This window comes from Bradyrhizobium sp. BR 1433 (assembly GCF_051547665.1).
Taxonomy (GTDB): domain Bacteria; phylum Pseudomonadota; class Alphaproteobacteria; order Rhizobiales; family Xanthobacteraceae; genus Bradyrhizobium; species Bradyrhizobium australafricanum.
Genome location: NZ_JBPUGG010000001.1, coordinates 5,628,705 through 5,652,588 on the forward strand (window position 1 = coordinate 5,628,705; position 23,884 = coordinate 5,652,588).

A 23,884-nucleotide genomic window follows, 5' to 3' on the forward strand; every position below is an offset into this window, starting at 1 on the left:
AATCATTTCCGGATTCGCACGAAGGCGTCCTGAAACCGACAAGGTCTAACCTTAGTAGCGTTGTGAAGGACGGCTGCCCGGTGAGACGCTGAGGACCGCGGTGGTGAGTTTCACAACCTAGGTCGCAAGGTCAGTCGGTCCTGCTGAGACTTTGGGGATGATCCCGGAAATGAAGAAGTTGAATGCTGTGCCTTATGTCTGGGCGGCCGCGCTGATCGCGGTCGCGATCTGGGGCGTGAGCGGCACCCCGCAGACGGCACATACCTCTGCCAGCACCCATCTGGCCCGGGTGCGCTAGAGCTTCGGCCGCAGCGAGCGCTGCATATCCATCGTGTAGGTGTAGCGCCCCTCGGGGTGCGTGGTGATGGTGACTTCGAACAGTTCCTCGCGCTGGCCGTAGTAGCGGCGTACCACGGTGAGCGCCGGCGAGCCGGTCTTGACGCCGAGCGCCCTGGCGATCGGCGCCGGCATGCCCCGCACGAAGATTTCCATCTGCGCGCGCTCGGTGACCTGGCCGTACATCCTGGCGATCTGCTCATGCACCGGGGTGCGGCCGTGGTCGGGCCGGGTCACGACATCGGCGAACCTGCGCAGCACGTAGATCTCGGCCCAGCCGAGCGGGGCTGCGAACTGGTCGGAGCGGCGCACCGCCTCGATCAGGAACCAGCTCTTGCCGGGCTCGCATTTCAAGAGCCCGGCCAGCTTGCGGTCGGCGACGATGTCGCTGCTCGCAACGACCTCGCGGTAGGTTTCGTTGGAATAACGCAGCCACTCGCCGAGCGACTTGACGCTGTGGGTGAACAGCACCGGCGGCTCGGATGCGATCACGACCGAGCCGAGGCCGGCGCGGCGCACGATCAGGCCCTGGTCGATCAGGATGCGCAGCGCCTCGCGCACGGTCTGCCGGCTGGCCTGATAGCTCGCCATCAGCTCGGTCTCGGTCGGCAGCAGATTGCCGACCGCGTAGGTGCCGAGCCGGATGTCCTTCTGCAGTCCGGTGGCGATGTCGCGGTAGCGGGACGATCGCGCTCGGTCCGGTTGTTCAGACATGGCGGATCACTGGTATGCCGTATGGCAGACGACCGGATGTCCCGATTGCATCGACTGCAGCGCGGCCTCGAACGCGGCGAGCGTCGCCAGCACGTCTGCCTCGAGCACCGGGAACGGCTGCTTGCCTTCGACGGCGTCGGCAAAGGCCGATAGTTCCGCGGTGAGGGTGTCGATTGCCGGATAGCGCGTCGTCGCAGGCGCCTCGCCGGATTTCCGCAGTACCATCGTCTGTTCGTCGAGCACCTCGGCGGATCCCTTCGTTCCGAACACATGCACGCGCCAATAGAACGGTGTTGCGCGAATTGTCGCAAGGGTTGCGCTCACGCCATTCACAAATTCAATCGCTAAAGTTGCAGTGTCGAGCGGCGGCGGTCCGGCCTCGCGCGCACTCAACCGGGCATAGACCTGGCGCGCGGGACCAAGCAGGCTGACGAAGCCGTCGAGCACATGCAGCCCCGCGCCGGTCAGGCCGCCGCCCGGAGATTCCTCGGGCGACAGCCGCCAGCCCTGCGTGATCGCCTGCGAGTTCTCGTTGCTGTTGTGGCCCTCGACATGCAGGATGGTGCCGAGCTCGCCGCCGGCTGTGATCGCGCGCAGCGCCTGCATCGACGGCCAGAACCGGCGGTTATGCCCGACCGCGAGCACCACGCCGGCGCTGCGGCACGCCGCGAACATCTCTGCGGCATCGGCGCGCCGAAGCGCCAGCGGCTTCTCGCAAAACACCTGCTTACCGGCGCCGGCTGCCGCGATCACCTGGCCCTTGTGCAGCGAATGCGGCGTCGCCAGCAGCACGGCATCGATGCGAGGGTCGGTGAGGACATCGTCCAGGCTCGCCGCGACGGAGAGGCCGTGCGCCTCGCAAAAGCTGGCGGCGCCGTTGGCGTCCGGTTCCACCGCGCGGACGATCCTGAGCCGCGGCTCGTTGCGCGCGGCCTCGACCAGTGCGCGGCCCCATCGACCGAGGCCTGCGATCGCACAGTTGATCATGATTGTCCCTCACCGTGGCCGCGGCCGGCCCGGATCGCCTCGATGACCGCAGCGCTGTCGTTGTCCGGCCCTTGCAGCACGATCGCAGCGCGCAGCAGTTCGGCCTGCACCGAGGTCAGCGGCAAGGGCAGGCCGTGCCGCCCGGCCTCCTGGAGAATCAGTTCGGCATCCTTCAAGGTCTGCGCGATATGCGATTGCGGTGTGAAATCCCGCGCCAGCATCTTCGGCCCCTTGCTGTCCATCACCCTGGAATATGCCGCCGATTGCCGCGCGGTCGCAAGGAACGCCGCGCCGTCGAGGCCGAGGCTTTCGGCAAAGGCGATGCCCTCGGCCAGCGCGGCGCGGTTGTTCTGCAGGATCAGGTTGATGGCGAGCTTGGTGCGGCTGGCATTGCCGATCGCGCCGACATTGACCCGCTGCGGGCAGAGAATATCGAGCGTCGTCGCGGCGGCGTCGATGATGTCGGCATCGCCGGCGACCAGCGCGGTGGCCGTGCCCGCACGGACCTCGGCGCTGGTCCCCGAGATCGGCGCTTCGATGAAGGCGAGGCGCGAGCGGGAGGCGAATTCGGCGATTGCCACGATCTCGCCCGGCGCGCAGGTGGTGGTGCAGATGATGCGCGGGGGCACTGTCGCGTTGGCGAGCTCCGGCAGCAATCCCTTGACCTGGGCCGCGTCATACACCGCGATGACGATGGTCCGGCAGCGCGCCGCCACGTCGGCGGCGAACGCCGCGAACTCGGCGCCGCTGGCTCTCAGGCCATCCGTCTTCGCGGCGTCGATGTCGAAGCCGATCACCCCGATGCCGGCGTCGATCAGCCGCGCGGAGAGCGCCGATCCCATCAGCCCCAGGCCAATCATGCCAACGGGTGTCTCGCGAGCCATGATGCGACGCCGCCTCGCTCTATTGCGGCTGGATGCCGGCCGCCTTGACCTCCGCCGACCAGCGCACGACCTCGCTCCTGACGAAAGCGCCGAACTCGGCCGGCGCGAGCGGCGCCACCATCACGCCGACATCGGCGAGCTTCTTCCTCGTCTCCGGCATCGCGAGGTACTTCGCACACTCGGCGTAGAGCTTGCTGACCACGGGTTCCGGCGTGCCGGCGGGCGCGAACAGGCCGTACCAGATCGTGGCCTCGAAGCCCGGCATCGCTTCCGCGAGCGCGGGCAGGCCGGGCGTCAGCTCGTTGCGGGTCGCCGACGTCACGGCGATGCCGCGCAAGGTGCCGCCCTGCATCTGCGGGATCGCGACCGAGAAGTCGCCGAAGGTGAGATCGATCACCCCCGCCATCACGTCGGTCATCGCCTGCGGCACGCCGCGATACGACGCCGCGACCAGCGACAGGCCGCCGCGCGATTGCAGCTGGGCGATCGAGATCTGCGATGCGCCGGAGCCGTAGCCCGCGGTCAGGTTGGGATTGGCCTTGGCGTAGCTGAGGAACTGCGGCAGATCCCTGGCCGCGAGCTTCGGATTGACCAGCAGCACCATCGCCGTGGTGGTGGTGCGGATGACAGGTGCGAAATCCTTCACCGGGTCGTAGGGCAGGCTCTTCAGCGTCGCGACGTTGCTGGCATGGGTGGTGTTGGTGCCCATCAACAGCGTGTAGCCGTCGGGCGCGCTGCGGGCGACCTCCTGGGCGCCGATGCTGCCGAGCGCGCCGGCGCGGTTCTCGATCAGCACGGTCTGGCCCAACGCGTCCTGCAGATGCTGGCCGACCAGCCGCGCAACATTGTCGGGGCCAGCGCCGGCCGGGAACGGCACGATGATCTTGAGCGGCCGTTGCGGGAAATCGTCCGCGGCGAAAGCCGGCAGGATGGGAAGCGTCGCAAGCAGGACTGCGAGCAGCCCCAGCCGTAACTTCATCCCGGTCTCCTCCCGTGTCTGCTTTTGCAAATTTATACGGACAAATACATCAGAAAGGCAAGCGTTAGGACCGCTGGAATGTTGAGGTGTGTCATATTTATCCGTATAAATAGCCCATTCAGGGAGCCCGACGACGATGGTGGACATCAGCGATCTCCATGCGCGCGGACTGCGCCGGCGCCAGAAGATGTTCGGCGAGATCGACGTCGCCGAGCGGATGGCCGCTGCCGGCGATTTCGGCACGCCGCTGCAAAACATCATCAACGCCTATGTCTACGGCGACGTCTGGGAGCGCAGCGGGCTGTCCGACCAGATCCGCAGCCTCGTGATGCTCGGCATCACCGCGGCGAGCAGCAAGCCGGCCGAGTTCCGCGTCCATGCCAAGGGCGCGCTGGCCAATGGCTGCACCGCCGCGCAGGTGCAGGACGTGCTGTTGCTGGTCGCGATGTATTGCGGCATTCCGGCCGCGATCGAGACCAGCAAGATTGCAGCCGAGGTGTTCGGCGAGGCGCCGCCGGAGGGGTAGGGCACGGGCCCTTGCCGTGATAGGGACGTTGCCGTCTGCGACCGGCAACAGGATTTGCCCATGTCCGCCTTCCCGACCTCGACCACCGTGCTCGATTCCGTATTGTTTCGCGATGCCTTCGGCACGCGCGAGATGCGCGAGGTGTTTTCCGACCTGCGGCTGATCGAGCGCTACGCCGAGGTCGAGGTCGCACTGGCGAAGGCCGAAGCGCGTTGCGGCGTGATTCCCGCTGAAGCCGCCGCGGAGATCGCAAAACGTACCGATGTTGCCGCGCTCGATTTCGATCTGCTGCGGCAGGAGACCGACGTCGTCGGCTACCCGATCCTGCCGCTGGTGCATCAGATGGCCAAGCAGTGCGGCGAGGCCGGCCGCTACGTTCATTGGGGCGCGACCACGCAGGACGTCATGGACACCGCCGTCGTGCTGCAACTGCGCGATGGATTGAAGATCATCGAGGACGACATCGGTGCGCTGCGCGGCATCCTCGCCGATCTCTCGAAAAAATACCGCGACACGCCGATGGCCGGCCGCACCCATCTGCAGCAGGCGCTGCCGGTGACGTTCGGCTACAAGACCGCGATCTGGCTAGCCGCGTTCGATCGCCACGCCGCGCGGCTTGCGGAGCTGAAGCCGCGCGTGCTGGTCGGCCAGTTCGCCGGCGCCGCCGGCACGCTGGCCTCGCTCGGCGACAAGGGATTCGGGGTTCAGCGGGCGCTGTGCGAGGAACTCGGGCTCGGCGTGCCCGTCGCGACCTGGCATGTCGCGCGCGACGGTCTGGCGGAAGCGGTGAATTTCCTCGCGCTGGTCACGGGAACGCTCGGCAAGATCGCGCTCGACATCATGATCATGGCGTCGACCGAGTTCGCCGAGGTCTACGAGCCGTTCGTCAAGGGGCGCGGCGCGTCCTCGACCATGCCGCAGAAGCGCAACCCGATCTCGTCGGAACTGATGCTCGCCGCCGCCAAGGCGGTACGCCAGCATGCCGGCCTGATGCTGGATGCGATGGTGCAGGATTTCGAGCGCGCCACCGGTCCGTGGCACGCCGAATGGATGGCGATCCCGGAGAGCTTCGTGCTGACCGCGGGCGCGCTGCACCAGGCGAGATTCGCGCTCGGCGGTCTGATCGTCGACGAGCGGCGGATGGCCGACAATCTCGACATCAGCCGCGGGCTGATCGTGGCCGAAGCCGTGATGATGGGCCTCGCGCCCGCGATCGGCGGCCGGCAGGAAGCGCATGACGTGGTTTACGACGCCTGCCGTCTCGCCAACGACAAGGGCCTGACGCTGGCCGAGGCACTGGCGGCGGATGATCGCGTCGCGAGCCGGATCGATCGGACGACGATCGACCGCCTCACCGCGCCGAAAAACTACCTCGGCCTCGCGCCGCAGATGGTCGACCGGGTGCTGGCCTCAATGAAGCGGTAAAATTCGAGGCAATTGCTCGCCGTCGCGTGATCGGGCGCGGCGGGCAGGAACCTTGCGGATGCGGATCGAATTGGACTACGAATCCCGAGGGTTCCTCAAACGACACGGCGCTTCATGACCGCACATCAACGCAACCTTTCCGCATCGATCGATCCCGTAAAGCTCGATCGGCTCGCCGAAGTCGCGATCAAGGTCGGCCTGCAGCTGCAGCCGGGGCAGGATCTGCTGCTCACGGCGCCCGCCGGAGCGATGCCGCTGGTGCGGCGGGTGGTGGAGCATGCCTACAAGGCCGGTGCGGGTCTCGTGACGCCATTCTTCTCGGACGAGGAGCTCACGCTGGCGCGCTACCGCTACGCCAACGATGCGAGTTTCGATCGCGCCGCAAGCTGGCTCTATGAGGGCATGGCGAAGGCGTTCGGCGCCAACACCGCGCGGCTTGCGATCGTCGGCGACAATCCGATGCTGCTGTCGGGCGAAGACCCGGTCAAGGTGGCGCGCGCCAGCAAGGCCAATTCGATCGCCTACCAGCCGGCACTGGAGAAGATCGTCAATTTCGACACCAACTGGAACATCATCGCCTATCCGAGCACGTCCTGGGCCAAGCAGGTGTTCCCCGACGATGCCGAGGACGTCGCGGTGGCCAAGCTTGCCGATGCGATCTTCTCCGCCTCCCGGGTCGATCAGGATGGCGCCGTCGCCGCCTGGGCACAGCACAATGCGAAGCTCCGCGAGCGCACCGAATGGCTGAACGGCCAGCGCTTCCACGCGCTGAAATATTCCGGACCCGGCATGGACCTCACGATCGGCCTCGCCGACGGTCATGAATGGGAGGGCGGTGCGTCGACTGCCAAGAACGGCATCGTCTGCAATGCCAACATCCCGACCGAGGAAGTGTTCACCACCCCGCACTGCCGCCGCGTCAGCGGCCACGTCGTCAGCTCCAAGCCGCTGTCCTATCAGGGCACGTTGATCGACAATATCTCGGTCAAGTTCGAGGAAGGCCGCATCGTCGAGGCCAAGGCCTCGCGCGGCGAGGAAGTGCTGAAGAAGGTGCTCGACACCGACGAGGGCGCGCGCCGCCTCGGCGAGGTCGCGCTGGTGCCGCATTCCTCACCGATCTCGAAGAGCGGGCTGCTGTTCTTCAACACGCTGTTCGACGAGAACGCCGCCTCGCACATCGCGCTCGGCCAGTGCTACTCGAAATGCTTCGTTAATGGCGACAAGCTGACGCCGCAGCAGATCGCCGAGCAGGGCGGCAACAAGAGCCTGATCCATATCGACTGGATGATCGGCTCCGCCCACACCGATATCGACGGCATCCATGCCGACGGTCGCAGCGTGCCGGTGTTCCGCAAGGGCGAGTGGGCGTAAGGGGGCCGACGCTCTTCACCTCGCCCCGCGTGCGGGGAGAGGTCGGATCGCATCTTCAGATGCGATCCGGGTGAGGGGGCGCCTCCGCGAATGCAGCTGTCACCGAATATGTGGAGAGGCCCCTCACCCCAACCCTCTCCCCGTAAGAACGGGGCGAGGGAGCGCAATCCCGTCGCCGTCGCTACCGACCAATCTCATCGCGCTCTACTGAAACCTCCGCCCCCGCGCGGCGAGCAGGTCGCCGCGTGGCGCGCTGAAGCGGCAGGTCTCGTGCTGCGGCCGGAAGCCGAGCCGGCGATAGATCTTCAGCGCGGGAGCGTTGCGGCTCGAGACGTTGAGCCAGCACGGGTGCTCGACCGATACGTCGTGTGCGGCCAGCACGCGATAAACCAGCAGCTGGCCGAGCCCGCGTCCCTGCCGCACCGGGTCGACGGCGACCGACTCGATCCACATCGAGTTCCGCTCCAGTTCAGTCAGGCAGAAGCCCGACATCTGTCCATCTTCCGACGCGATCCAGACTTCGCTCTCGGTCAGGACCTGCGCCATCTCTTCCCGCGAGTACAGGCGGAAGGCGGCGTCCGACGCATAGGCGGCGTTATGGATGCGCGCGACCTCGCCCGCGCAGGCGGTGACGTCGCTGACCTGCTCGATGGTGGCGCGCGCGGCCGCGAGCGTGCGCGCCGGCTGCAACGGCTCGACGCACTTCATCCCGATCTCGGACTCGACATGAACAAAGCCGAAGGCGGCCACGAAGGCCATTCCGGCCGGCCAGTCGCTGCTCACCAGCGTCTGAACGGTGAGATCGGCGTCGGCGTCGATCGCAAGCACCTCGTCGAACAGCGCGAGGCCAATCCGGCGGCGGCGCATCTCGGGCGCCACGACGATCTTGAGGAATCGGGTGTGATGCGCGCCTTGGTCGCGCAACGACGACTCGGCGAGGCCGACGAGCACGCCATCGCGCTCGGCTACGCGAAAGTCGCGCCCGCCGCGGTTCTGCGGCAGCTTCAGGAACTGGTCCCATTGCGGCAGCGTGACAGGGCCTAGCCGCGGTTCCACCGCGGCTGCCTTTGCGTAAAGTTCGACCACCGCTTCCGCATCAGCCTCTCGAAGCGGCCGGATGGTGATGCCGTCATCCATGAGTCGAGAGCTTACCCGATATCGAGCCGATAGACATCCTTTGCCGTCTTCAAGAACAACGCCGTCTTTTCGGCTTCGCTATATTGTGATGCAAGCCGTTTAAAGGTGTTGAAGATGACCTGGTAGCTGCATTGCCCCTTATCAGGTGGGAAGTTGCTCTCGAACATGCAACGGTCCGGACCGAACGCCTCGATGCAGGTCTCGACATAAGGCCGCCAGGCGGCAGCAAGTTCCTCCGACGAGGGCGGCCTGGGGCGGAGGTGGAAGTCGTAGCCGAGCAGGCACATCGCCAGCCCGCCGAGCTTGACCACGACGTTCGGGCATTTGGCGATCTCCTGGATCGACGCCTGCCAGACCGGAAAGGTCTCCGTGCGCTTGCCGGCGAAACGGCCGGTGCCGACCGGCCCGCCGCAATGATCGAGCACGATCCGAGTGTCGGGGAAGGTGCGGGCGAGGTCGGTCAGCTCGCCGATCTGCGGGTGGAACAACCAGGCATCGAAGCTGAGGCCGAGCGGTGCCAGGCAGGCGAACCCCCTACGAAAGGTGGAATCCAGCAGAATGCCCTTCGGACGGTTCGCGTACATATGCGCGACGTTGGGGTCTTCATCCCAGGCCGAGGAGTGGCGGATGCCGCGGAACCGGCCGTTGCCGGCGGCAATCTCCGCCTCCAGCACCGCCTTGGCCTGATCGCCGATCAGAAGGTTAACGTGGCTGACGATGCCGGCGCAGATCGCCGCCTTGCCGTAGCCGCCGCTCGCCGCCATCGCCGCGATGCCGTTGGCGAACTCGACCTCGCCGACCGGACGGAACGCCTCCGGGCCGTCGGCGCGGTACATCGACCGGCAATCGACATAGACGGTCGCCACGATGTTGTGGCCGGACGCGATGTCGTCGCGCATGTCCTCGATCAGATAGCGCAAGCCCCCGCGATCCCAGAGATGGTGATGCGGATCGACGATCGGACGGGCCGGATCGATGATCTCCTCGGTGTATTGGGCGAGCCAGTCTTCGCGCGGATTGGCATAGAGCCCGCTGGCGGAGGCGGGCAGAGTGCTGGCCATGGATGATGCTCCCTGTTCTTGCTCTTGTCGGCCGCCGATACGATGTCGGCTTTGGAGAGGATAACGAGCCGCGCAGGAGCGCGTCAAACCGGGCCTCTGCCTGACCTCTGCCTGAGGAGGCATGCGTACGTCTGCGCGTGCCGGTCAACCCGACCGTATTGCCGGTCGCGACCATGTCATCGACTGAGCTTGCCTCGCCGACGCCGGCGATGCCTGCTCGGTGCGCCAGGTGATGATGACCGAGGCGATGACAAGAAGCGCTCCAAACAACATCGTGACGGAAAACGGCTCGCCCAGAATCAGCGTGCCGAGCAGCACGGCGATGATCGGGTTGACGAAGATGTAGGTCGAGACCATGAACGTCGACACATTGTCGAGCAGCCAGCGAAATGCCGTGAAGCCGATGACGCTGCCGGCGATGGCGAGATAGATCACGGCCGCGAGCGAGGGCGCCGAGACGTCGCGCGGCGAGAAGCCGTTCAGTTCACCGGACGCAAGACTGATTGCAAACAGGACCGCGCCGCCGATCGACAGTTGCATGCCTGACGACAATGTTGGCGAACCATGATCCGAAGTCCGACGCGACAGCACCGTGCCCATCGCCCAGGAGAACGCCGCAGCGAGCAGCAGCAGAATGGGAAGGATGCTGAAATGGCCCTGTTCGGCCGATTGCCAGCCCACGATTGCCACACCAGCTAGGCCGGGCAGCAATGCGGCCAGCGTCATGGTCGCAGGACGCCGGGTTTGCGGATACAGGAAATCGATGAGCAACACCCAGAACGGGATCGTAGCCAGCATGATCGCGGCGATGCCGGACGGAACCGATTGCTGGGCATAAGCGAGAACACCATGGCAGCCGACGAAGAACAGCACGCCGCAGAGTGCTGCGGTCAGCCAGTTCCACCGCGAAACGCGCGTGACGTCCGCCCCGTTCAGCGCGATCAGGATCAGGCCGCCGCCGAGCGAGCGAAGGCCCATCAGCAGGAACGGCGGGATCGATTTCAAGCCGAGCGCGATCGCGAAGTACGTGGAACCCCAAAGCAGATAGATGGCGGCGAACGCGCCGACAATCAAAAGGCGCTTGGACATACGAGGCTCCCGAGCTAGATTCCAACCCCTTAATGGGTTATCAAATCCAACCCATTAAGAGGTTATGCGTTCCAGAGGAGTTGCTGGACCATGCCGCGCGTTCCTTCGCCTGAGGCGTCGTCCCGGGAAGAGCTCAGCATCAAGTTCGTCAATACCGTCGCATGGCGTCTCCGCGACCTGGTTGAGGATCGGATCGCGACCTCGGATTCCATCCTGAAATGGCTGATCGATGCCGAACTGGCGGATCGCCGGATCGCCGCGCAGCTCAGGGCGCGATGGAAAGCCTCACCGCACGAGGCCGATGCCTTTCTGAATGCGGCGCATGGTCTGCGCGAGGCGCTCTACAGGATCTTTATCGCCCGCATCGGAGGCGGCCGGATCGATCCGACGGCGCTGGCCGATATCAACCGATACCTCGAAGCCGCGTTGGGCGGTGTTGCGCTCGGACCTGTCGGCGATACCCTGCGGTGGCTGCCGACAGCCGGGAAAGTTGCGCCCGAGACGCTGCTTAAGCCGATCGCATGGTCGGCGGTGAGCCTTCTGACCGGGCCCCGTGCGCTGAGGGTGAAGCAGTGCCAGGATGAGCGGGGTTGCGGTTGGTTGTTCGTTGACGAGAGCCGTACCCAGAACCGGCGGTGGTGCTCGATGGGCGATTGCGGCAATCTTGCCAAATCGCGGCGGCACTACCGGCGCAGCCAGGCGGCGGAGGAATGAGTCCGTTGAGCCTCACACCCCATCCAGGATGATCACCGTCGGCGTCGCCGGCAGCGTATCGCGCGAAATCCGCAAAGTGCGCTCGCCGCCGCGGCGATCGATCTCGAACTGCTGGCCGATCAGGCGCATGAACTCGTCGAGCGGGGTGGCGAAGCGGTGCATCGGCAGCACGACGGCGGCGCGCAATCGCCTGGTGATCTCGGAGATGCCGTCGAGCGACATCGTATAGGTGCCGTCGATCGGCACCATCATGATGTCGAGCCGGCCGATCGCCGCGAAATGGCTGTCGTCGAGCTTGACGTGGAGGTGGCCGAGATGGCCGATGCAGAGGCCGGCGACCTCGAAGATGAAGATCGAATTGCCGTCCTTGATCATCTCGCCGCCGGGGTCTTCGCCCCAGTAGCGGCGAATGTCGGTGGTGACGTTGCGGATATAGACGTCGCCGATGCGCTCGGCGTAATGCGCGGCCTGGCCGTTCTCGCCCCAGCCATGCAGCACGTGGGGAATCTTGGGGTCGGGAAACAGTGTGTAATGGGTCGCGTGGGCCCGGTTCATGGTCGCGACGTCGGGCAGCCGCCCGGTCCGATAGACGCCGTTGTAGTCAGTCGCGATCCGGATGCCGCCGGGCGTGTCGATATAGTAGGTCGAATGGCCGGCATAGGTGATCGCGACTTCGTCGGACTTGGTCGTGGTCTTGTCCGCGGTCTTGGCCGCGAGGCGGCGGTAGCTCACGGGAACGGCGCGCGGCGGCGCATTGGCCATCGCCAGGCATTCGCTGCGCCGGGCATCCTGCGCGAAAGCGTGACCGGTCAATGATCCCAGCAAGACCAGCGCGGCGAGCAATCTCAGCATGACCTGTTCCGTCTGCGGCGGCATCCGCGGACGGGAAGACTAGCGCGCATTTGGCGCGCCGTCATGATGAGGCCCGTGCATCGCTCCACGGCGCGCCCTGCAACACGAGCCGGGCGATTATTGGGTCGGGACACGCTAGGATGCCGCGCAAACGATCGAGATCAGGGAGTTCTGCGTGACTGATACCGTCTCTTCGCAGCGCGCGCCTTCGACCAAACGGCTCGAGCCATTGCGCCATGTCGACGCCGGTGTGCTCAACATCGCCTATTACGAAGCGGGCCCTTCCGATGGGCCGGCCGTGCTGCTGATGCATGGCTTCCCCTACGACATCCACTCCTATGTGGACGTCGCGCCCATGCTGGCGGCGCAAGGTTGTCGGGTCATCGTGCCCTATCTGCGTGGCTACGGACCGACGGCCTTCCGCGACAAGGCGACGCCACGCTCGGGCGAGCAGGCGGCGGTCGGCGCCGACATGATGGCGCTGATCGACGCGCTCGGCATCGAGCGCGCGGTGTTCGCCGGCTATGACTGGGGCGGCCGCGCCGCATCGATCGGTGCGGCGCTGTGGCCGGAGCGATGCATCGGACTCGTCTGCACCAATGGCTACATGATCCAGGACATCGCGCATGCGATGGTGCCGGCGCCGCCCGATCGCGAAGTGCCGCTTTGGTATCAATACTACTTCCAGCTCGAGCGAGGGCGGGCGGGGCTCGCCGCCAACCGGCGCGGCATCGCCAAAATCCTGTGGTCGCAATGGTCGCCGAGCTGGGCGTTCGACGACGCCTGCTTCGAGCGGACTGCGGTCGCGTTCGACAATCCTGATTATGTCGACGTCGTGATCCACAGTTACCGGCACCGCTACGGCGTTGTCGACGGGGATCCGCAATATGCGGATTTGCAGCGGCGGCTCGACACATTGCCTGTCATCAAGGTCCCTGCCATCTCGCTCGACGGCGCCGACGACGGCGTGACGTTCGCGACCGACGGCAGTCGCACCGCGGCCAAGTACACTGGCCGCCTGGCCCATCGCCTGATTCCGCGTGCCGGCCACAATCTGCCGCAGGAAGCGCCGGAGGCATTTGCCGCCGCAGTGCTGGAGGTGATGAAGGCTAGCGCCGCGGGCTGATCTTCCAGGCGATGGCAAGCGTCAGCAGCGTCAGAATGCCGCTGACCAGCGCGGCCGTCGGGATTGTCAGGGCCAGCGCCGCGGTTGCGGCCCAGCCGATCGAGGAGAAGGCTTCCGCGAAAGTGGCGATGCGGGAGGAGGTCTGGCGCCGGCGGAACTGGCTGCGCTTGGCCTGTGCGCGGAACCAGAGCTGGACCGCGGCGGCGGATGCGGTCGCGATGAGGATTGCGATCGCCGTGACCGCGGCCTGCCCTGGCGAGGCAAACGCCAGCGCGGCCACCAGCGGGGCGAAGATTGCGGCGATCGCGATCAGGACCACCTCGACCTTGGCGCGGGTCACGCGTGACGGCGGCAGCGGCGCGGTCGCCACCAGATCGGGCGCGTCCTCGCCGGAGATGGTCAGCCAGGCGAGCCCGCCGGCGAGCTGGCCTGCGGCCATCACGATGACGGGCGTAATCAGCACGATCGCGGTCGACGTACCGGAGAAGCTGCGCCACAGCATCAGCGCCGGCGGCAGCAGATAGAGCATCTGCATCAGGGTCTGCGACAGCAGCCACGGATCGCGGCGCAGCAGCAAGAATTCCTTGCGCCGCAGCGCCTGCTGCCGCGAGCCGGCCCGGAAGGCGCGGGCGCGTCCCCGCGTCACCGCAGCCGGATTGGCGGCGACGCTGGCGACCGTATCGGCAAACCGCGGTGCGAATAGCGCCATCACGCCGCCGAGCATCACCAGCGCCGCGGCGAGCAGCAGCAGCATGATTTCGAGGTCGCCGAGCGATGCCCGCGCCGGCCACCACAGCAGGCTGTCGGGGGCGGGGGCAATTCGCGCCGCGGTTTCCGAGGTCAGAAAGGCAAAGCGTGACAGCGTGCCGTAGGACAGCACGGCCACGACCTGCAGCGCGATGACGAAGCCGGCGCCGATCACGGCGGAGACGACCTGCGCCACCAGCCGCGTCCGGCTCGGTCCGATCAGGCGGAACAGGAACGCGGTGACGGCGATAGCGGCGGCTGCCGCCGACAGCCCGATCGCAAGGACGACGCCGAAGCCGGCGAGCCAGCGCGGGCCGCCGAGATAGACCAGCACGTCGATGAACGGCGTCGACAGCAACAGCGCCATGCTGCTCACCGTCAGCGCGATCGCGGCGATCCGGATCGAGAAGATGTTGGTGAGCTTTGCCGGCGACGACATGATCAGATCGAGATCGGCGCGGGCGTAGAACACGCGCGTCACCGACTCGATTGCCTGCGAGAGCATCAGCGCCCAGGCCAGGAAGATCGTCGCGGTCAGCACGATCAGCGACGACGGGTCGAGCGGAAACCGCAAGTCGGAATAGCGGTTGACCACGGCATAAGCCGGCAGATGCAGGATCGCCGCGAAGACCAAGAGGCCAATCACGGCGCGATTGCGCCGGCGCCGGCCGCCGGTCATCATCGCCAGCCATTCGCGCCACGCCAGGCGGAATTCGTGGCGGGCGAACCAGGTGAGGTGGGCGACCGAGCTCACGCGGCCGCCGCTTCGGTATCGACCAGCGCGATGAACATATCCTCGAGGGTGGTGTCGTTGCGGCCGTTCTGCGCGCGCAGCTCGGCCAGCGTGCCCTCGGCGATCAGCCTGCCGGCCGCGATCACGCCGATCCGGTCGGCCATCCGCTCGGCGACTTCGAGAATGTGGGTCGTCATGATCACGGTGCAGCCGGCGCGGACGCGCTCCTGCAGCAGTCCCTTGACGTGACGCGCCGACAGCGCGTCGAGGCCGGTCAGCGGTTCGTCGAGAATGATCAGGCGGGGATCGTGCACCAGCGCGCCGGCCAGCGCCACCTTCTGGCGCATGCCCTTGGAGAAGCCTTCGCAGCGCTCGTTGAGATGCGGCTCGAGCCCGAGCGACACCAAAAGATCGCGCGCCGAGCTCTCCGACGTGCGCGGATCGATGCCCCACAGGCCGGCGACGAATTCGAGATATTCCAGCGGCGTCAGCTTGTCGTAAATCATCGGCTCGTCGGACACCCAAGCCATGATCTGCTTGGCGGCGACCGGATCGGCGAGCGCATCGATGCCGAGGATCGACACCGAGCCGGCGTCGGGCCGCAATAGCCCCGCCACCATGCGCAGCGTCGTAGTCTTGCCGGCGCCGTTCGGTCCGAGCAGCGCATAGAACTCGCCGACACGGATCGTGAGATCGAGCGCGTCGACCGCCGGGCGGTCAAAACGCTTGGTTAACCCTCGCACGGCGAGTGCGGACAGTTCAGATGTCATGGCGTGGTGGCGATCCGGAATTTCGCTCGTCGGTTGCGCAAAGCTTGGACAAAAACCGTTTCGGTGCAGTGAATCGCACGGGGCAAATCAAGGGTGATATCCGTATTAGTCCGTGCTGCGGCAAATCTCCGCAAATGTGATGATACAGCGACAACAGCGGTTTGTTGACAGGGATCGGGCCTTTTGGCTCAATCGGGGCGGACATAGGCGGCTTTCGGCGCTCCAGACACAAGGGCGTGAAGGCGGGATGCAACGAGCGATCGGATAAGAATTGCCGGGCATCGGGGAGGGAACGATGCTGGACTTTGTTCAGCAGCTCGTCAGCGGCATCGCGCTCGGCTGCGTTTACGGCCTGATCGCGCTCGGCTTCGTGCTGGTCTACAAGGCAACCGAGGTCGTCAATTTCGCGCAAGGCGATTTGATGATGCTGGGCGGCTTTTTCGCCTTCACCTTCATCGGCATGCTCGGGCTGAATTACTGGGTCGGGTTCGCCGGCGCGGTGATCTGCATGGCGCTGTTCGGCATGCTGGCCGAGCGGCTCGTGGTGCGGCCGATCCTCGGCTACCCGCAATTCTCCATCATCATGGCGACGATCGGGCTCGGCTATTTCCTGCGCTCGATCTCCGGCATGATCTGGGGCACCGACGACTTCAAGATCGAGACGCCGTTCAGCCAGGGCGTCCTGCGGATCGGCAGCCTGGTGCTCGCCTACGACAAGCTGTCGGTGATCGCGGCGACCATCATCTTGTGCGCGCTGCTCTATCTGTTCTTCAACCGGACCACGCTCGGCACCGCGATGCGCGCCAGCTCCGAGAACATGCTGGCTGCCTATTACATGGGCATTCCGGTCAAGCGGGTGGTCTCGATCGTCTGGGCGATCTCGGCCGCGGTCGCGACCTGCGCCGGCGTGCTGCTGGCGCCGATCACCTTCATTCATTCCAATGTCGGCCTGGTGCTTGGGTTGAAGGCATTTCCGGCCGCGGTGCTCGGCGGCTTCGGCTCGATCCCGGGCGCCGTGGTCGGCGGCGTCCTGATCGGCGTGATCGAGAGCATGGCCGGCTTCTATCTGCCGCAGGGATGGAAGGACGTCGCGCCCTACATCGTGCTGCTTGCGGTGCTGCTGCTCAAGCCCGAGGGCCTGTTCGGCCTTCACGTCCGGAAGAAAGTCTGAGGAGCAACGGATGCGGTTTCTCTTCAAGACCGATTACGAAGACGACATCAAGCTGTTCCCGCATTCGGGCTACATCTACTCCTACGGTCTGTTGCTGGCGGTGCTGCTGATCGCGCCCTATGTGCTCTCGAGCTATCTGATGAGCCAGCTGGTCTTCGTCTGCATCTACGCGACCGTCGGCGTCGGGCTCTTGATCCTGACCGGCTTCACCGGACAGGCCTCGCTCGGCCATGCCGCGTTTCTTGCGATCGGCGCCTATACCGCGGCCTATCTGCAGCAGTTCAATGTGCCGTTCCCGGTCTACTTCCTCGCCGCGGGGCTGTTGACCGGCGTGGTCGGCGCGCTGGTCGGATTTCCGGCCTTGCGGCTGCAGGGCATCTATCTGGTGATCGCGACGATCTCCTTTGCGTTCATCGTCGAGGAGATCCTGGCGCGCTGGGAAAGCGTCACCAACGGCAATGAGGGCATGCGGGTCAAGACCATGCAGCTGCTCGGCACCACGGTGTCGCGCGACGGCCCGACCTTCTATTACCTCTGCCTTGCGGTGCTGGTGCTGACCATCGTCGGCACGCTCAATCTGCTGCGCTCGCCGACCGGGCGCGCCTTCGTCGCGATCCGCGACAGCGAGACCGCGGCGCGCAGCATGGGCATCAATGTCGCGCTCTACAAGGTGAAGTCGTTCGCGATTTCGGCGGCGATCACCGGCTTTGCCGGCGTGCTGTTCGCGCACAAGCTGTCCTTCATTTCGCCCGAGATGTTCACGCTGCAGCTCTCGATCGAGTTCATCATCGTGATCCTGATCGGCGGCACGTTCAGCTTGCACGGCGCGGTGCTGGGCGCGATCTTCCTGGTCATGATCGATCCGTTCCTGACCTATCTGAAGGACGATATGCCGGGCGTGATCGGCGGCATTGCTGCCACCCTCGGCGCCGGCACCGAGCGCGCGGGCCACATCCAGGACGCGGTCGCAGCCTTCGCCTCCGCCAACGGACTGAAAGGCGCGATCTACGGCATCATCATCGTGCTGTTCGTGCTGTTTGAACCACTCGGACTCTACGGCCGCTGGCTCAAGATCAAGCTCTTCTTCCAGCTGTTCCCGCTCTACAAGCGCGCTACCTTCAAGCGGCAGAAGATCTATGTGAAATCGGAGCGGAACAGATGAGCTATTTCCGCGCCGAGAACCTGTCGCTGCATTTCGGTGGCCTCAAGGCAGTCGATGCGGTCAGCTTCGCGGTCGAGAAGGGCGAGATCCTCTCGATCATCGGGCCCAACGGCGCCGGCAAGAGCTCGATCTTCAACCTGATCTCGCGGATCTATCCGCCGACCTCCGGCAAGATCTTCTTCGAGGATCAGGACATCACCCAGGAGCCGGCCTACGATATCGCGAAACTCGGCATCGCCCGCACCTTCCAGAACATCGAGCTGTTCGAGAACGCGACCGTGCTGAGCAATCTCCTGGTCGGCCGCCATCGCCATTCCACCACCCGGCTGTGGCAGGAGCTATTGTTCCTGCCGAGCGTTCGTGCCGGCGAGAAGGCGCATCGCCGCCGCGTCGAGCAGGTGATCGAGTTCCTCGATCTCGAGCCCTACCGCGACAAGCTAATCTCGGGACTGCCTTACGGCGTGCGCAAGGTGATCGAGTTGGCGCGGGCGCTGTGTTCGGAGCCGAAGCTGATTCTGCTCGACGAGCCGTCCTCCGGCCTCAATGTCGAGGAGACCGACGACATGTCGTTCTGGATCCGCGACATGAAGAGCGAACTCGGCATCACCGTGCTGATGGTCGAGCACGACATGACGCTGGTCAACCGCGTCTCCGACCGCGTCATCGCGCTGAACTACGGCCGCGTGCTGGCGATGGGCTCGCCGTCCGAGGTGCAGCACCATCCCGACGTCGTCGCAGCGTATCTCGGCGCATGAGGATGATGCCATGAGCACAGCGGACATCATCCTGAAACTCTCCAACATCGAAAGCTATTACGGGCCGATCATGGCGATCCGCGGCATCAGCCTCGAAGTGCCGCGCGGCCGGATCGTGACGCTGCTCGGCGCCAACGGCGCCGGCAAGACCACGGTCCTGAAGACGATCTCCGGCGTCCTCGACCCGCAGAAGGGCTCGATCGAATTCCTCGGCAAGCCGATCCAGCGCATGGAGGCCGACCGGATCGTGCGGCTCGGGCTGAGCCACGTGCCGGAGGGGCGCGAGGTGTTTCCGTTCCTATCGGTGCGCGAAAACCTGATGATGGGCGCCTATCTGCGCAAGGACCGCGACGGTGTGGCGCAGGACCTCGATCGCGTCTACGGCTATTTTCCACGGTTGAGAGAGCGGCTCGGCCAGCCGGCCGGGCAGCTTTCGGGCGGCGAGCAGCAGATGCTGGCGATCGGGCGGGCGCTGATGAATCGGCCGACGCTGCTGCTGCTCGATGAGCCGTCGCTCGGGCTGTCGCCGATCCTGGTGAAGGAGATCTTCACCATCATCCGCCGCGTCAATGAGGAGCAGGGCATGTCGATCCTGCTGGTCGAGCAGAATGCCAAGATCGCGCTGGAGACGGCGCATTACGGCTATGTGCTGGAGATCGGCCGCGTCGTCATGAACGATACCTGCGAGCGGCTGATGAATTCACCCGATATCCAGGAGTTCTACCTCGGCGCCAAGGAAGCCGGTGCGCGCGGCGAGCGGCGCTGGAAAAAGAAGAAGACGTGGCGCTGAGAATGACTGGGCGCCGGCAACGGCGCCGAGGAAGGTTTGGCACTGAACGAGAGTTGGAGCTAGATTTCAGGCCTGTTTCGCCAACAAGACCGGCAACACAAGCCGGCGCTGAGACGGGCGGCAGAGGAGGGAGCGCGCATGGCAGGACCAGCGGTGCTGACGGTTGCCGACACGATCGCGAGGAGCTTTCTGCTCGCGGTTCAAACGCGTGGCGACAGGCCCGCGATCCGCGAGAAGAAGTTCGGCATCTGGCAACCGACCAGCTGGCGCGAATGGCTGCAGATCTCCAAGGACATCGCCTACGGCCTGCATGCCACAGGCTTCCGTCCCGGCGACGTTGGCTCGATCATCGCCAACGCGGTGCCGGAATGGGTCTATGCCGACATGGGCATCCTGTGCGCCGGCGGCGTCTCCTCCGGCATCTATCCGACCGATTCGGCGGCGCAGGTCGAATACCTCATCAACGATTCCCGCACGCGGGTGATCTTCGTCGAGGACGAGGAGCAGCTCGACAAGGTGCTGACCTGCCGGTCGCGCTGTCCGACGCTGGAGAAGATCGTCGTGTTCGACATGGAGGGCCTCTCCGGCTTCTCCGATCCGATGGTGCTGTCGCTCGCGGAATTCACGTCGCTCGGGCGCAATCATGCCTGGGGCAATCCGGCGCTGTGGGACGAGATGACCGGCAGCCGCACCGCCGCCGATCTCGCGATCCTGGTCTACACCTCCGGCACCACGGGCCTGCCCAAGGGCGCGATGCACTCCAACCGCGGCGTGACGCACCAGATGCGCCACGCCAACGATCTCTACCCCTCGACCGACAGCGAGGAGCGGCTGGTGTTCCTGCCGCTCTGCCACGTCGCCGAGCGGGTCGGCGGCTATTACCTCTCGCTCGCGCTGGGATCGGTGATGAATTTCGCCGAGAGCCCGGAGACGGTGCCGGACAATCTGCGCGAGGTGCAGCCGACCGCATTCCTCGCGGTGCCCCGGATCTGGGAGAAGTTCTATTCCGGCATCACCATCGCGCTGAAGGATGCGACCCCGTTCCAGAACTGGATGTATGCCCGCGCGCTCGCGATCGGCAACCGGATGACCGAGTGCCGGCTGCAGGGCGAGACGCCACCCTTGTCGCTGCGGCTCGCCAACCGCGCGGCCTATTGGCTGGTGTTCCGCAACATCCGCCGCATGCTCGGGCTCGACCGCTGCCGGATCGCGCTGACCGGCGCCGCGCCGATCTCGCCGGATCTGATCCGCTGGTATCTCGCGCTCGGCATCGACATGCGCGAGGTCTACGGCCAGACCGAGAATTGCGGCGTCGCGACCATGATGCCGGCAGACCGCATCAAGCTCGGCTCGGTCGGCAAGGCCGCGCCCTGGGGCGAGGTGATGATCTGCCCGAAGGGCGAGATCCTGATCAAGGGCGACTTCCTGTTCATGGGCTATCTCAACCAGCCGGAGAAGACCGCCGAGACGATCGACGCCAAGGGCTGGCTGCACACCGGCGACGTCGGCACGATCGACAATGAAGGCTACGTCAAGATCACCGACCGGATGAAGGACATCATCATCACCTCCGGCGGCAAGAACATCACGCCGTCCGAGATCGAGAACCAGCTCAAATTCTCGCCCTATGTCTCGGATGCGGTCGTGATCGGCGACAAGCGGCCGTATCTCACCTGCCTGATCATGATCGACCAGGAGAATGTCGAGAAATACGCCCAGGATCACGACATCCCCTTCACCAATTACGCGAGCCTGTGCCGCGCCCGCGAAATCCAGGATCTGATCCAGCGCGAGGTCGAGGCGGTCAACGTGAAGTTCGCGCGCGTCGAGACCGTCAAGAAATTCTATCTGATCGAGCGCCAGCTCACGCCCGAGGACGAGGAGCTGACGCCGACCATGAAGCTGAAGCGCAGCTTCGTGAACAAGCGCTACGCGGCCGAGATCGCCGCCATGTATGGCGAACGCGCGGTGGCATAGAGCATGATCCGAGAGAGTGTGAAGCGGTTTTCCCTCGCGACAAGCGCGCAGCGCTTGCGCGGAGATCATGCTCAAAGAAGGGATTCGACGACACCGAATTGGCGAAGGAGCGAGCAGGCCCGACCCTTCGCTTAACATGGGCCATGTAAGGAGGAGACTGCAATGTCGAAATCGCTGAAGGCGCTGGGCCTTGCGGTGAGCGCGCTGGCGCTGACCTGTCTGCCGGCCGCAGCCCAGACCAAGGTCACCAATGAAGGCATCTCGCCGACCGAGATCGTGATCGGAACGCATCAGGACTTGTCCGGCCCGATCAAGGTCTGGGGCGTTCCGGTGTCCAACGGCATGAAGATGGCGGTCGAGGAAATCAACGCCGGCGGCGGCATCAACGGCCGCAAGATCAAGATGATCCTGGAGGACAACGGCTACGATCCGAAGAAGGCGGTGCTGGCCTCGCAGAAGATGGTCGAGCGCGACAAGGTGTTCGCGATGATCGGCCCGATGGGCTCGCCGACCGTGCTCGCCGCGCAGGACATCCTGTTCGATGCGGGCGTGTTGCAGCTGTTCCCGCTGACGGCCGCCGAATTCACCTTCAAGTTCGATCCCGCCAAGCCGCAGGAGCGGCTGAAGTTCAACAACCTCCTGCCCTATGTCGAGAGCACGCGCGCCGCGCTCAAATACATGATGGAGTGGAAGAACTTCAAGAAGCCCTGCATCATGCATCAGGATGACGAGTACGGCAAAAATGTGCTCGACGGCTTCACCCAGCAGCTTGGCGCGATGAAGGTGCAGCCGGCCTCGGTCACGAGCTACAAGCGCGGCGCCTCCGACTTCTCGGCGCAGGTCGCCAAGATGAAGGCCGACGGCTGCGACCTCGTCGTGCTCGGCACCGTGATCCGCGAGACCATCGGCGCGATGAACGAGGCGAAGAAGCTCGGCTGGGACGTGACCTTCCTCGGCGCCACCCCGACCAACGTGCTCGAAGTGCCGGCGCTCGGCAAGGAAGCCGTCGAAGGGCTCTATGCGGCCTCGGGCTTCGAGATTCCTTACGAGGACACGGCCAAGGGCAAGGTGAAGGACTGGCTGGTGAACTACAAGAAGATGTTCAACACCGACGCCAATACCCAGGCGATCATCGGCTACAACGCGGTGATGACCTTCGCCTTCTACGCGCAGAAGGCGGGCAAGGATCTCTCCGGCCAGAAGATGCTGGAACTCGCTGGAGTCAGGCGACAAATTCCTCGACATCTTCAGCTCGCCGCCGACCAAGTTCTCGAAGACGGATCATCTCGCCAACACCATCACCCAGGTGCAGCAGGTCAAGGGCGGCCGCTGGGTGCTGGTGAAGGACAATCTGATGTTCTGACGGGCAGTCGCTCATCTGGATTCACTCGTCATTGCGAGGAGCGAAGCGACGAAGCAATCCATCTTTCCGCGGAGGGATGGATTGCTTCGCTTCGCTCGCAATGACGGAAAGGTATGTTTGGCCGGCTCTTAGTTCACCCGCGCCGGCCGCCACGCGGCCTCGGCGACGAGCGGGGCATCGACATAACGGCTGACGCCGTGCTGGTCGATCACGAAGGTCGGCCGAAAACTCCTGATGTCGCTGTCCTCGATCATCGTCATGCGGCGGTTGTCGAGCGTCAGCCAGCGGCCGTCGAGCCGCGCCGCGAGCACCGCATGGTCTTCGCCGCCGAGAAGGTCATGCAGGACGACGATCCGCAGATCTTCCGGCGCCACGCCGGCCCTGCGCAGCGCCACGAGTTTCGCAATCGCATAGTCCTCGCAGTCGCCGCTGCCGCGGGCGAAGGTGGCGAGCGGCGTCGCCCAGACGTCGGGCTCGCCATAGGCCGCAAGATCGCTGCCCGGACGGATCGCAAGGTTGATCGCGCGGTTGATCTCGCCGAGCCGGGCGCGACCCTGACGCGCCCGTCCGGCATCGACGATCGCCAGGAATCGCAGCGCCGCCGGCGACGCGCAGCCAGCGCGGTCGCTCTCGCAGGCTGCCAGTTGCTCCAATTCGTCGGCGAGCTGGCGCTGCACGCCGAGCCATTTGTCGTGCAGGCCGCCGTCGGCAAGCAGGCTGGTCGTCAGGCCGAACGGCTCGGTCGACTTTCTGATCAGCGTCGCCGGGCCGGGCGAGAGCATCGAAGCGGCATTGAGCTCCGCAACCGGCGCGGCCAGGGCCAGGCCGAAGCCCAGCATGACGGCGCGCAGCGCAAGCGGGCGAAGCGAGAATCTCATCTGACACCCCCTGTCCGCTCTTCGGCGGGTGGACATTGCACCGCGCACGCGACCGGATCGTTTCATGCCGGGCAGCATGGCGAACGATCCCTTCGAATTCGACTTAAGATGTGGGGAATTAGGGGAAGAGGCTAAAGGGCGCCTGCTTGGGGTCCCGAAAACTTTACCGGTTTGTGAAAGGAAGCGGCGAACCTTTTTCCACTGCTTTGCAACTCATCCTTGCCCTCTGGTTAACCCGGCCGGTCCGCGCACGGGACTGCTGTGATTTGTAAGCTAAGTCACAGCTTTGGCCGGGAAATTGGGGTCAAATGCCCGCTCTGGGCTAAGGGGAAATAGA

Annotated in this window: 22 protein-coding genes and 1 pseudogene; 12 read left to right on the forward strand and 11 right to left on the reverse strand. The window is 65.2% G+C overall.

The window, feature by feature from the left end; translation table 11 throughout:
- Positions 1 to 169: 169 nt before the first annotated feature.
- On the forward strand, positions 170 to 298 hold the full coding sequence (locus ACSKB9_RS27050; protein ID WP_016847287.1) for a hypothetical protein: 129 nt from the start codon (positions 170 to 172) through the stop codon (positions 296 to 298).
- Here the strand turns inward: ACSKB9_RS27050 and ACSKB9_RS27055 are convergent.
- The 4 genes from ACSKB9_RS27055 to ACSKB9_RS27070 are packed head-to-tail and all read right to left on the reverse strand — an operon-like array spanning position 295 to position 3,900.
- The gene (locus ACSKB9_RS27055; RefSeq protein WP_028337580.1) at positions 295 to 1,050 is read right to left on the reverse strand and encodes a GntR family transcriptional regulator; all 756 of its coding nucleotides are present in this window, start codon (positions 1,048 to 1,050) and stop codon (positions 295 to 297) included. The two genes, ACSKB9_RS27050 and ACSKB9_RS27055, sit on opposite strands and share 4 nt — an antisense overlap.
- A 6-nt stretch (positions 1,051 to 1,056) precedes the next feature.
- Positions 1,057 to 2,037, reverse strand: a complete 981-nt coding sequence (locus ACSKB9_RS27060; protein WP_438076926.1) for a Gfo/Idh/MocA family protein — start codon at positions 2,035 to 2,037, stop codon at positions 1,057 to 1,059.
- Positions 2,034 to 2,921, reverse strand: coding sequence for an NAD(P)-dependent oxidoreductase (locus ACSKB9_RS27065; protein WP_438076928.1), 888 nt, complete (start codon positions 2,919 to 2,921; stop codon positions 2,034 to 2,036). The genes ACSKB9_RS27060 and ACSKB9_RS27065 overlap by 4 nt, the downstream gene beginning before the upstream one ends.
- Before the next feature lie 19 nt (positions 2,922 to 2,940).
- Complete coding sequence (locus ACSKB9_RS27070) at positions 2,941 to 3,900, reverse strand: Bug family tripartite tricarboxylate transporter substrate binding protein (protein WP_438076930.1); 960 nt, start codon at positions 3,898 to 3,900, stop codon at positions 2,941 to 2,943.
- Between the two features lie 136 nt (positions 3,901 to 4,036).
- On the opposite strand from ACSKB9_RS27070, the gene ACSKB9_RS27075 reads away from it, so the two are divergent.
- From ACSKB9_RS27075 to ACSKB9_RS27085, 3 genes are all read left to right on the forward strand, one after another.
- The gene (locus tag ACSKB9_RS27075; protein WP_438076932.1) at positions 4,037 to 4,426 is read left to right on the forward strand and encodes a carboxymuconolactone decarboxylase family protein; all 390 of its coding nucleotides are present in this window, start codon (positions 4,037 to 4,039) and stop codon (positions 4,424 to 4,426) included.
- A 60-nt stretch (positions 4,427 to 4,486) separates the two neighbouring features.
- Complete coding sequence (locus ACSKB9_RS27080) at positions 4,487 to 5,851, forward strand: class-II fumarase/aspartase family protein (protein ID WP_438076934.1); 1,365 nt, start codon at positions 4,487 to 4,489, stop codon at positions 5,849 to 5,851.
- Between the two features lie 114 nt (positions 5,852 to 5,965).
- Positions 5,966 to 7,222: an aminopeptidase gene (locus ACSKB9_RS27085; protein WP_253625146.1), complete on the forward strand. Its 1,257-nt coding sequence runs from the start codon at positions 5,966 to 5,968 to the stop codon at positions 7,220 to 7,222.
- 204 nt (positions 7,223 to 7,426) lie between these two features.
- On the opposite strand, the gene ACSKB9_RS27090 is transcribed toward ACSKB9_RS27085, so the two are convergent.
- The 3 genes from ACSKB9_RS27090 to ACSKB9_RS27100 form a co-directional block, all read right to left on the reverse strand.
- The gene (locus ACSKB9_RS27090; protein WP_076832641.1) at positions 7,427 to 8,359 is read right to left on the reverse strand and encodes a GNAT family N-acetyltransferase; all 933 of its coding nucleotides are present in this window, start codon (positions 8,357 to 8,359) and stop codon (positions 7,427 to 7,429) included.
- A gap of 11 nt (positions 8,360 to 8,370) precedes the next feature.
- Complete coding sequence (locus ACSKB9_RS27095; protein WP_438076937.1) at positions 8,371 to 9,420, reverse strand: amidohydrolase family protein; 1,050 nt, start codon at positions 9,418 to 9,420, stop codon at positions 8,371 to 8,373.
- A gap of 144 nt (positions 9,421 to 9,564) precedes the next feature.
- Positions 9,565 to 10,509, reverse strand: a complete 945-nt coding sequence (locus tag ACSKB9_RS27100; protein ID WP_438076939.1) for an EamA family transporter — start codon at positions 10,507 to 10,509, stop codon at positions 9,565 to 9,567.
- A gap of 90 nt (positions 10,510 to 10,599) precedes the next feature.
- Here ACSKB9_RS27100 and ACSKB9_RS27105 point away from each other — a divergent pair, with 90 nt between their 5' ends.
- Complete coding sequence (locus tag ACSKB9_RS27105) at positions 10,600 to 11,223, forward strand: CGNR zinc finger domain-containing protein (protein WP_438076941.1); 624 nt, start codon at positions 10,600 to 10,602, stop codon at positions 11,221 to 11,223.
- A gap of 12 nt (positions 11,224 to 11,235) precedes the next feature.
- On the opposite strand, the gene ACSKB9_RS27110 is transcribed toward ACSKB9_RS27105, so the two are convergent.
- Positions 11,236 to 12,075: an MBL fold metallo-hydrolase gene (locus ACSKB9_RS27110; RefSeq protein ID WP_438076943.1), complete on the reverse strand. Its 840-nt coding sequence runs from the start codon at positions 12,073 to 12,075 to the stop codon at positions 11,236 to 11,238.
- A 175-nt stretch (positions 12,076 to 12,250) separates the two neighbouring features.
- Between ACSKB9_RS27110 and ACSKB9_RS27115 the strand changes: the two genes are divergently transcribed.
- The gene (locus ACSKB9_RS27115) at positions 12,251 to 13,201 is read left to right on the forward strand and encodes an alpha/beta fold hydrolase (RefSeq protein WP_438076945.1); all 951 of its coding nucleotides are present in this window, start codon (positions 12,251 to 12,253) and stop codon (positions 13,199 to 13,201) included.
- Here the strand turns inward: ACSKB9_RS27115 and ACSKB9_RS27120 are convergent.
- The gene (locus ACSKB9_RS27120; RefSeq protein WP_438076947.1) at positions 13,185 to 14,702 is read right to left on the reverse strand and encodes a permease; all 1,518 of its coding nucleotides are present in this window, start codon (positions 14,700 to 14,702) and stop codon (positions 13,185 to 13,187) included. The genes ACSKB9_RS27115 and ACSKB9_RS27120 overlap by 17 nt on opposite strands.
- Positions 14,699 to 15,451, reverse strand: a complete 753-nt coding sequence (locus ACSKB9_RS27125) for an ABC transporter ATP-binding protein (protein ID WP_438076949.1) — start codon at positions 15,449 to 15,451, stop codon at positions 14,699 to 14,701. Before ACSKB9_RS27125 ends, ACSKB9_RS27120 begins: the two co-directional genes overlap by 4 nt.
- Before the next feature lie 295 nt (positions 15,452 to 15,746).
- Between ACSKB9_RS27125 and ACSKB9_RS27130 the strand changes: the two genes are divergently transcribed.
- From ACSKB9_RS27130 to ACSKB9_RS27155, 6 genes and pseudogenes are all read left to right on the forward strand, one after another.
- Complete coding sequence (locus ACSKB9_RS27130) at positions 15,747 to 16,622, forward strand: branched-chain amino acid ABC transporter permease (RefSeq protein ID WP_018269126.1); 876 nt, start codon at positions 15,747 to 15,749, stop codon at positions 16,620 to 16,622.
- Between the two features lie 10 nt (positions 16,623 to 16,632).
- Positions 16,633 to 17,784: a branched-chain amino acid ABC transporter permease gene (locus ACSKB9_RS27135; RefSeq protein ID WP_016846829.1), complete on the forward strand. Its 1,152-nt coding sequence runs from the start codon at positions 16,633 to 16,635 to the stop codon at positions 17,782 to 17,784.
- Positions 17,781 to 18,539 carry an ABC transporter ATP-binding protein gene (locus ACSKB9_RS27140; RefSeq protein WP_028336610.1) on the forward strand — a complete coding sequence of 253 codons (759 nt, stop codon included), beginning with the start codon at positions 17,781 to 17,783 and terminating at the stop codon, positions 18,537 to 18,539. Before ACSKB9_RS27135 ends, ACSKB9_RS27140 begins: the two co-directional genes overlap by 4 nt.
- Positions 18,540 to 18,549: 10 nt before the next feature.
- On the forward strand, positions 18,550 to 19,329 hold the full coding sequence (locus ACSKB9_RS27145; protein ID WP_438076952.1) for an ABC transporter ATP-binding protein: 780 nt from the start codon (positions 18,550 to 18,552) through the stop codon (positions 19,327 to 19,329).
- Between the two features lie 138 nt (positions 19,330 to 19,467).
- Entirely contained in the window at positions 19,468 to 21,306 is a 1,839-nt protein-coding gene (locus ACSKB9_RS27150) for an AMP-dependent synthetase/ligase (RefSeq protein ID WP_438076954.1), read from the forward strand.
- A 162-nt stretch (positions 21,307 to 21,468) separates the two neighbouring features.
- Positions 21,469 to 22,669: pseudogene (locus tag ACSKB9_RS27155) on the forward strand (ABC transporter substrate-binding protein).
- 128 nt (positions 22,670 to 22,797) lie between these two features.
- On the opposite strand, the gene ACSKB9_RS27160 reads toward ACSKB9_RS27155, so the two are convergent.
- On the reverse strand, positions 22,798 to 23,547 hold the full coding sequence (locus ACSKB9_RS27160) for a transglutaminase-like cysteine peptidase (RefSeq protein ID WP_438076956.1): 750 nt from the start codon (positions 23,545 to 23,547) through the stop codon (positions 22,798 to 22,800).
- Positions 23,548 to 23,884: the final 337 nt, after the last annotated feature.

Coding starts and splice junctions, on each gene's coding strand:
- ACSKB9_RS27050 (WP_016847287.1), top strand. CDS start 170: ATGAAGAAGTTGAATGCTGTGCCTTATGTCTGGGCGGCCGCGCTGATC.
- ACSKB9_RS27055 (WP_028337580.1), bottom strand. CDS start 1,050: ATGTCTGAACAACCGGACCGAGCGCGATCGTCCCGCTACCGCGACATC.
- ACSKB9_RS27060 (WP_438076926.1), bottom strand. CDS start 2,037: ATGATCAACTGTGCGATCGCAGGCCTCGGTCGATGGGGCCGCGCACTG.
- ACSKB9_RS27065 (WP_438076928.1), bottom strand. CDS start 2,921: ATGGCTCGCGAGACACCCGTTGGCATGATTGGCCTGGGGCTGATGGGA.
- ACSKB9_RS27070 (WP_438076930.1), bottom strand. CDS start 3,900: ATGAAGTTACGGCTGGGGCTGCTCGCAGTCCTGCTTGCGACGCTTCCC.
- ACSKB9_RS27075 (WP_438076932.1), top strand. CDS start 4,037: ATGGTGGACATCAGCGATCTCCATGCGCGCGGACTGCGCCGGCGCCAG.
- ACSKB9_RS27080 (WP_438076934.1), top strand. CDS start 4,487: ATGTCCGCCTTCCCGACCTCGACCACCGTGCTCGATTCCGTATTGTTT.
- ACSKB9_RS27085 (WP_253625146.1), top strand. CDS start 5,966: ATGACCGCACATCAACGCAACCTTTCCGCATCGATCGATCCCGTAAAG.
- ACSKB9_RS27090 (WP_076832641.1), bottom strand. CDS start 8,359: ATGGATGACGGCATCACCATCCGGCCGCTTCGAGAGGCTGATGCGGAA.
- ACSKB9_RS27095 (WP_438076937.1), bottom strand. CDS start 9,420: ATGGCCAGCACTCTGCCCGCCTCCGCCAGCGGGCTCTATGCCAATCCG.
- ACSKB9_RS27100 (WP_438076939.1), bottom strand. CDS start 10,509: ATGTCCAAGCGCCTTTTGATTGTCGGCGCGTTCGCCGCCATCTATCTG.
- ACSKB9_RS27105 (WP_438076941.1), top strand. CDS start 10,600: ATGCCGCGCGTTCCTTCGCCTGAGGCGTCGTCCCGGGAAGAGCTCAGC.
- ACSKB9_RS27110 (WP_438076943.1), bottom strand. CDS start 12,075: ATGCTGAGATTGCTCGCCGCGCTGGTCTTGCTGGGATCATTGACCGGT.
- ACSKB9_RS27125 (WP_438076949.1), bottom strand. CDS start 15,451: ATGACATCTGAACTGTCCGCACTCGCCGTGCGAGGGTTAACCAAGCGT.
- ACSKB9_RS27130 (WP_018269126.1), top strand. CDS start 15,747: ATGCTGGACTTTGTTCAGCAGCTCGTCAGCGGCATCGCGCTCGGCTGC.
- ACSKB9_RS27135 (WP_016846829.1), top strand. CDS start 16,633: ATGCGGTTTCTCTTCAAGACCGATTACGAAGACGACATCAAGCTGTTC.
- ACSKB9_RS27140 (WP_028336610.1), top strand. CDS start 17,781: ATGAGCTATTTCCGCGCCGAGAACCTGTCGCTGCATTTCGGTGGCCTC.
- ACSKB9_RS27145 (WP_438076952.1), top strand. CDS start 18,550: ATGAGCACAGCGGACATCATCCTGAAACTCTCCAACATCGAAAGCTAT.
- ACSKB9_RS27150 (WP_438076954.1), top strand. CDS start 19,468: ATGGCAGGACCAGCGGTGCTGACGGTTGCCGACACGATCGCGAGGAGC.
- ACSKB9_RS27160 (WP_438076956.1), bottom strand. CDS start 23,547: ATGAGATTCTCGCTTCGCCCGCTTGCGCTGCGCGCCGTCATGCTGGGC.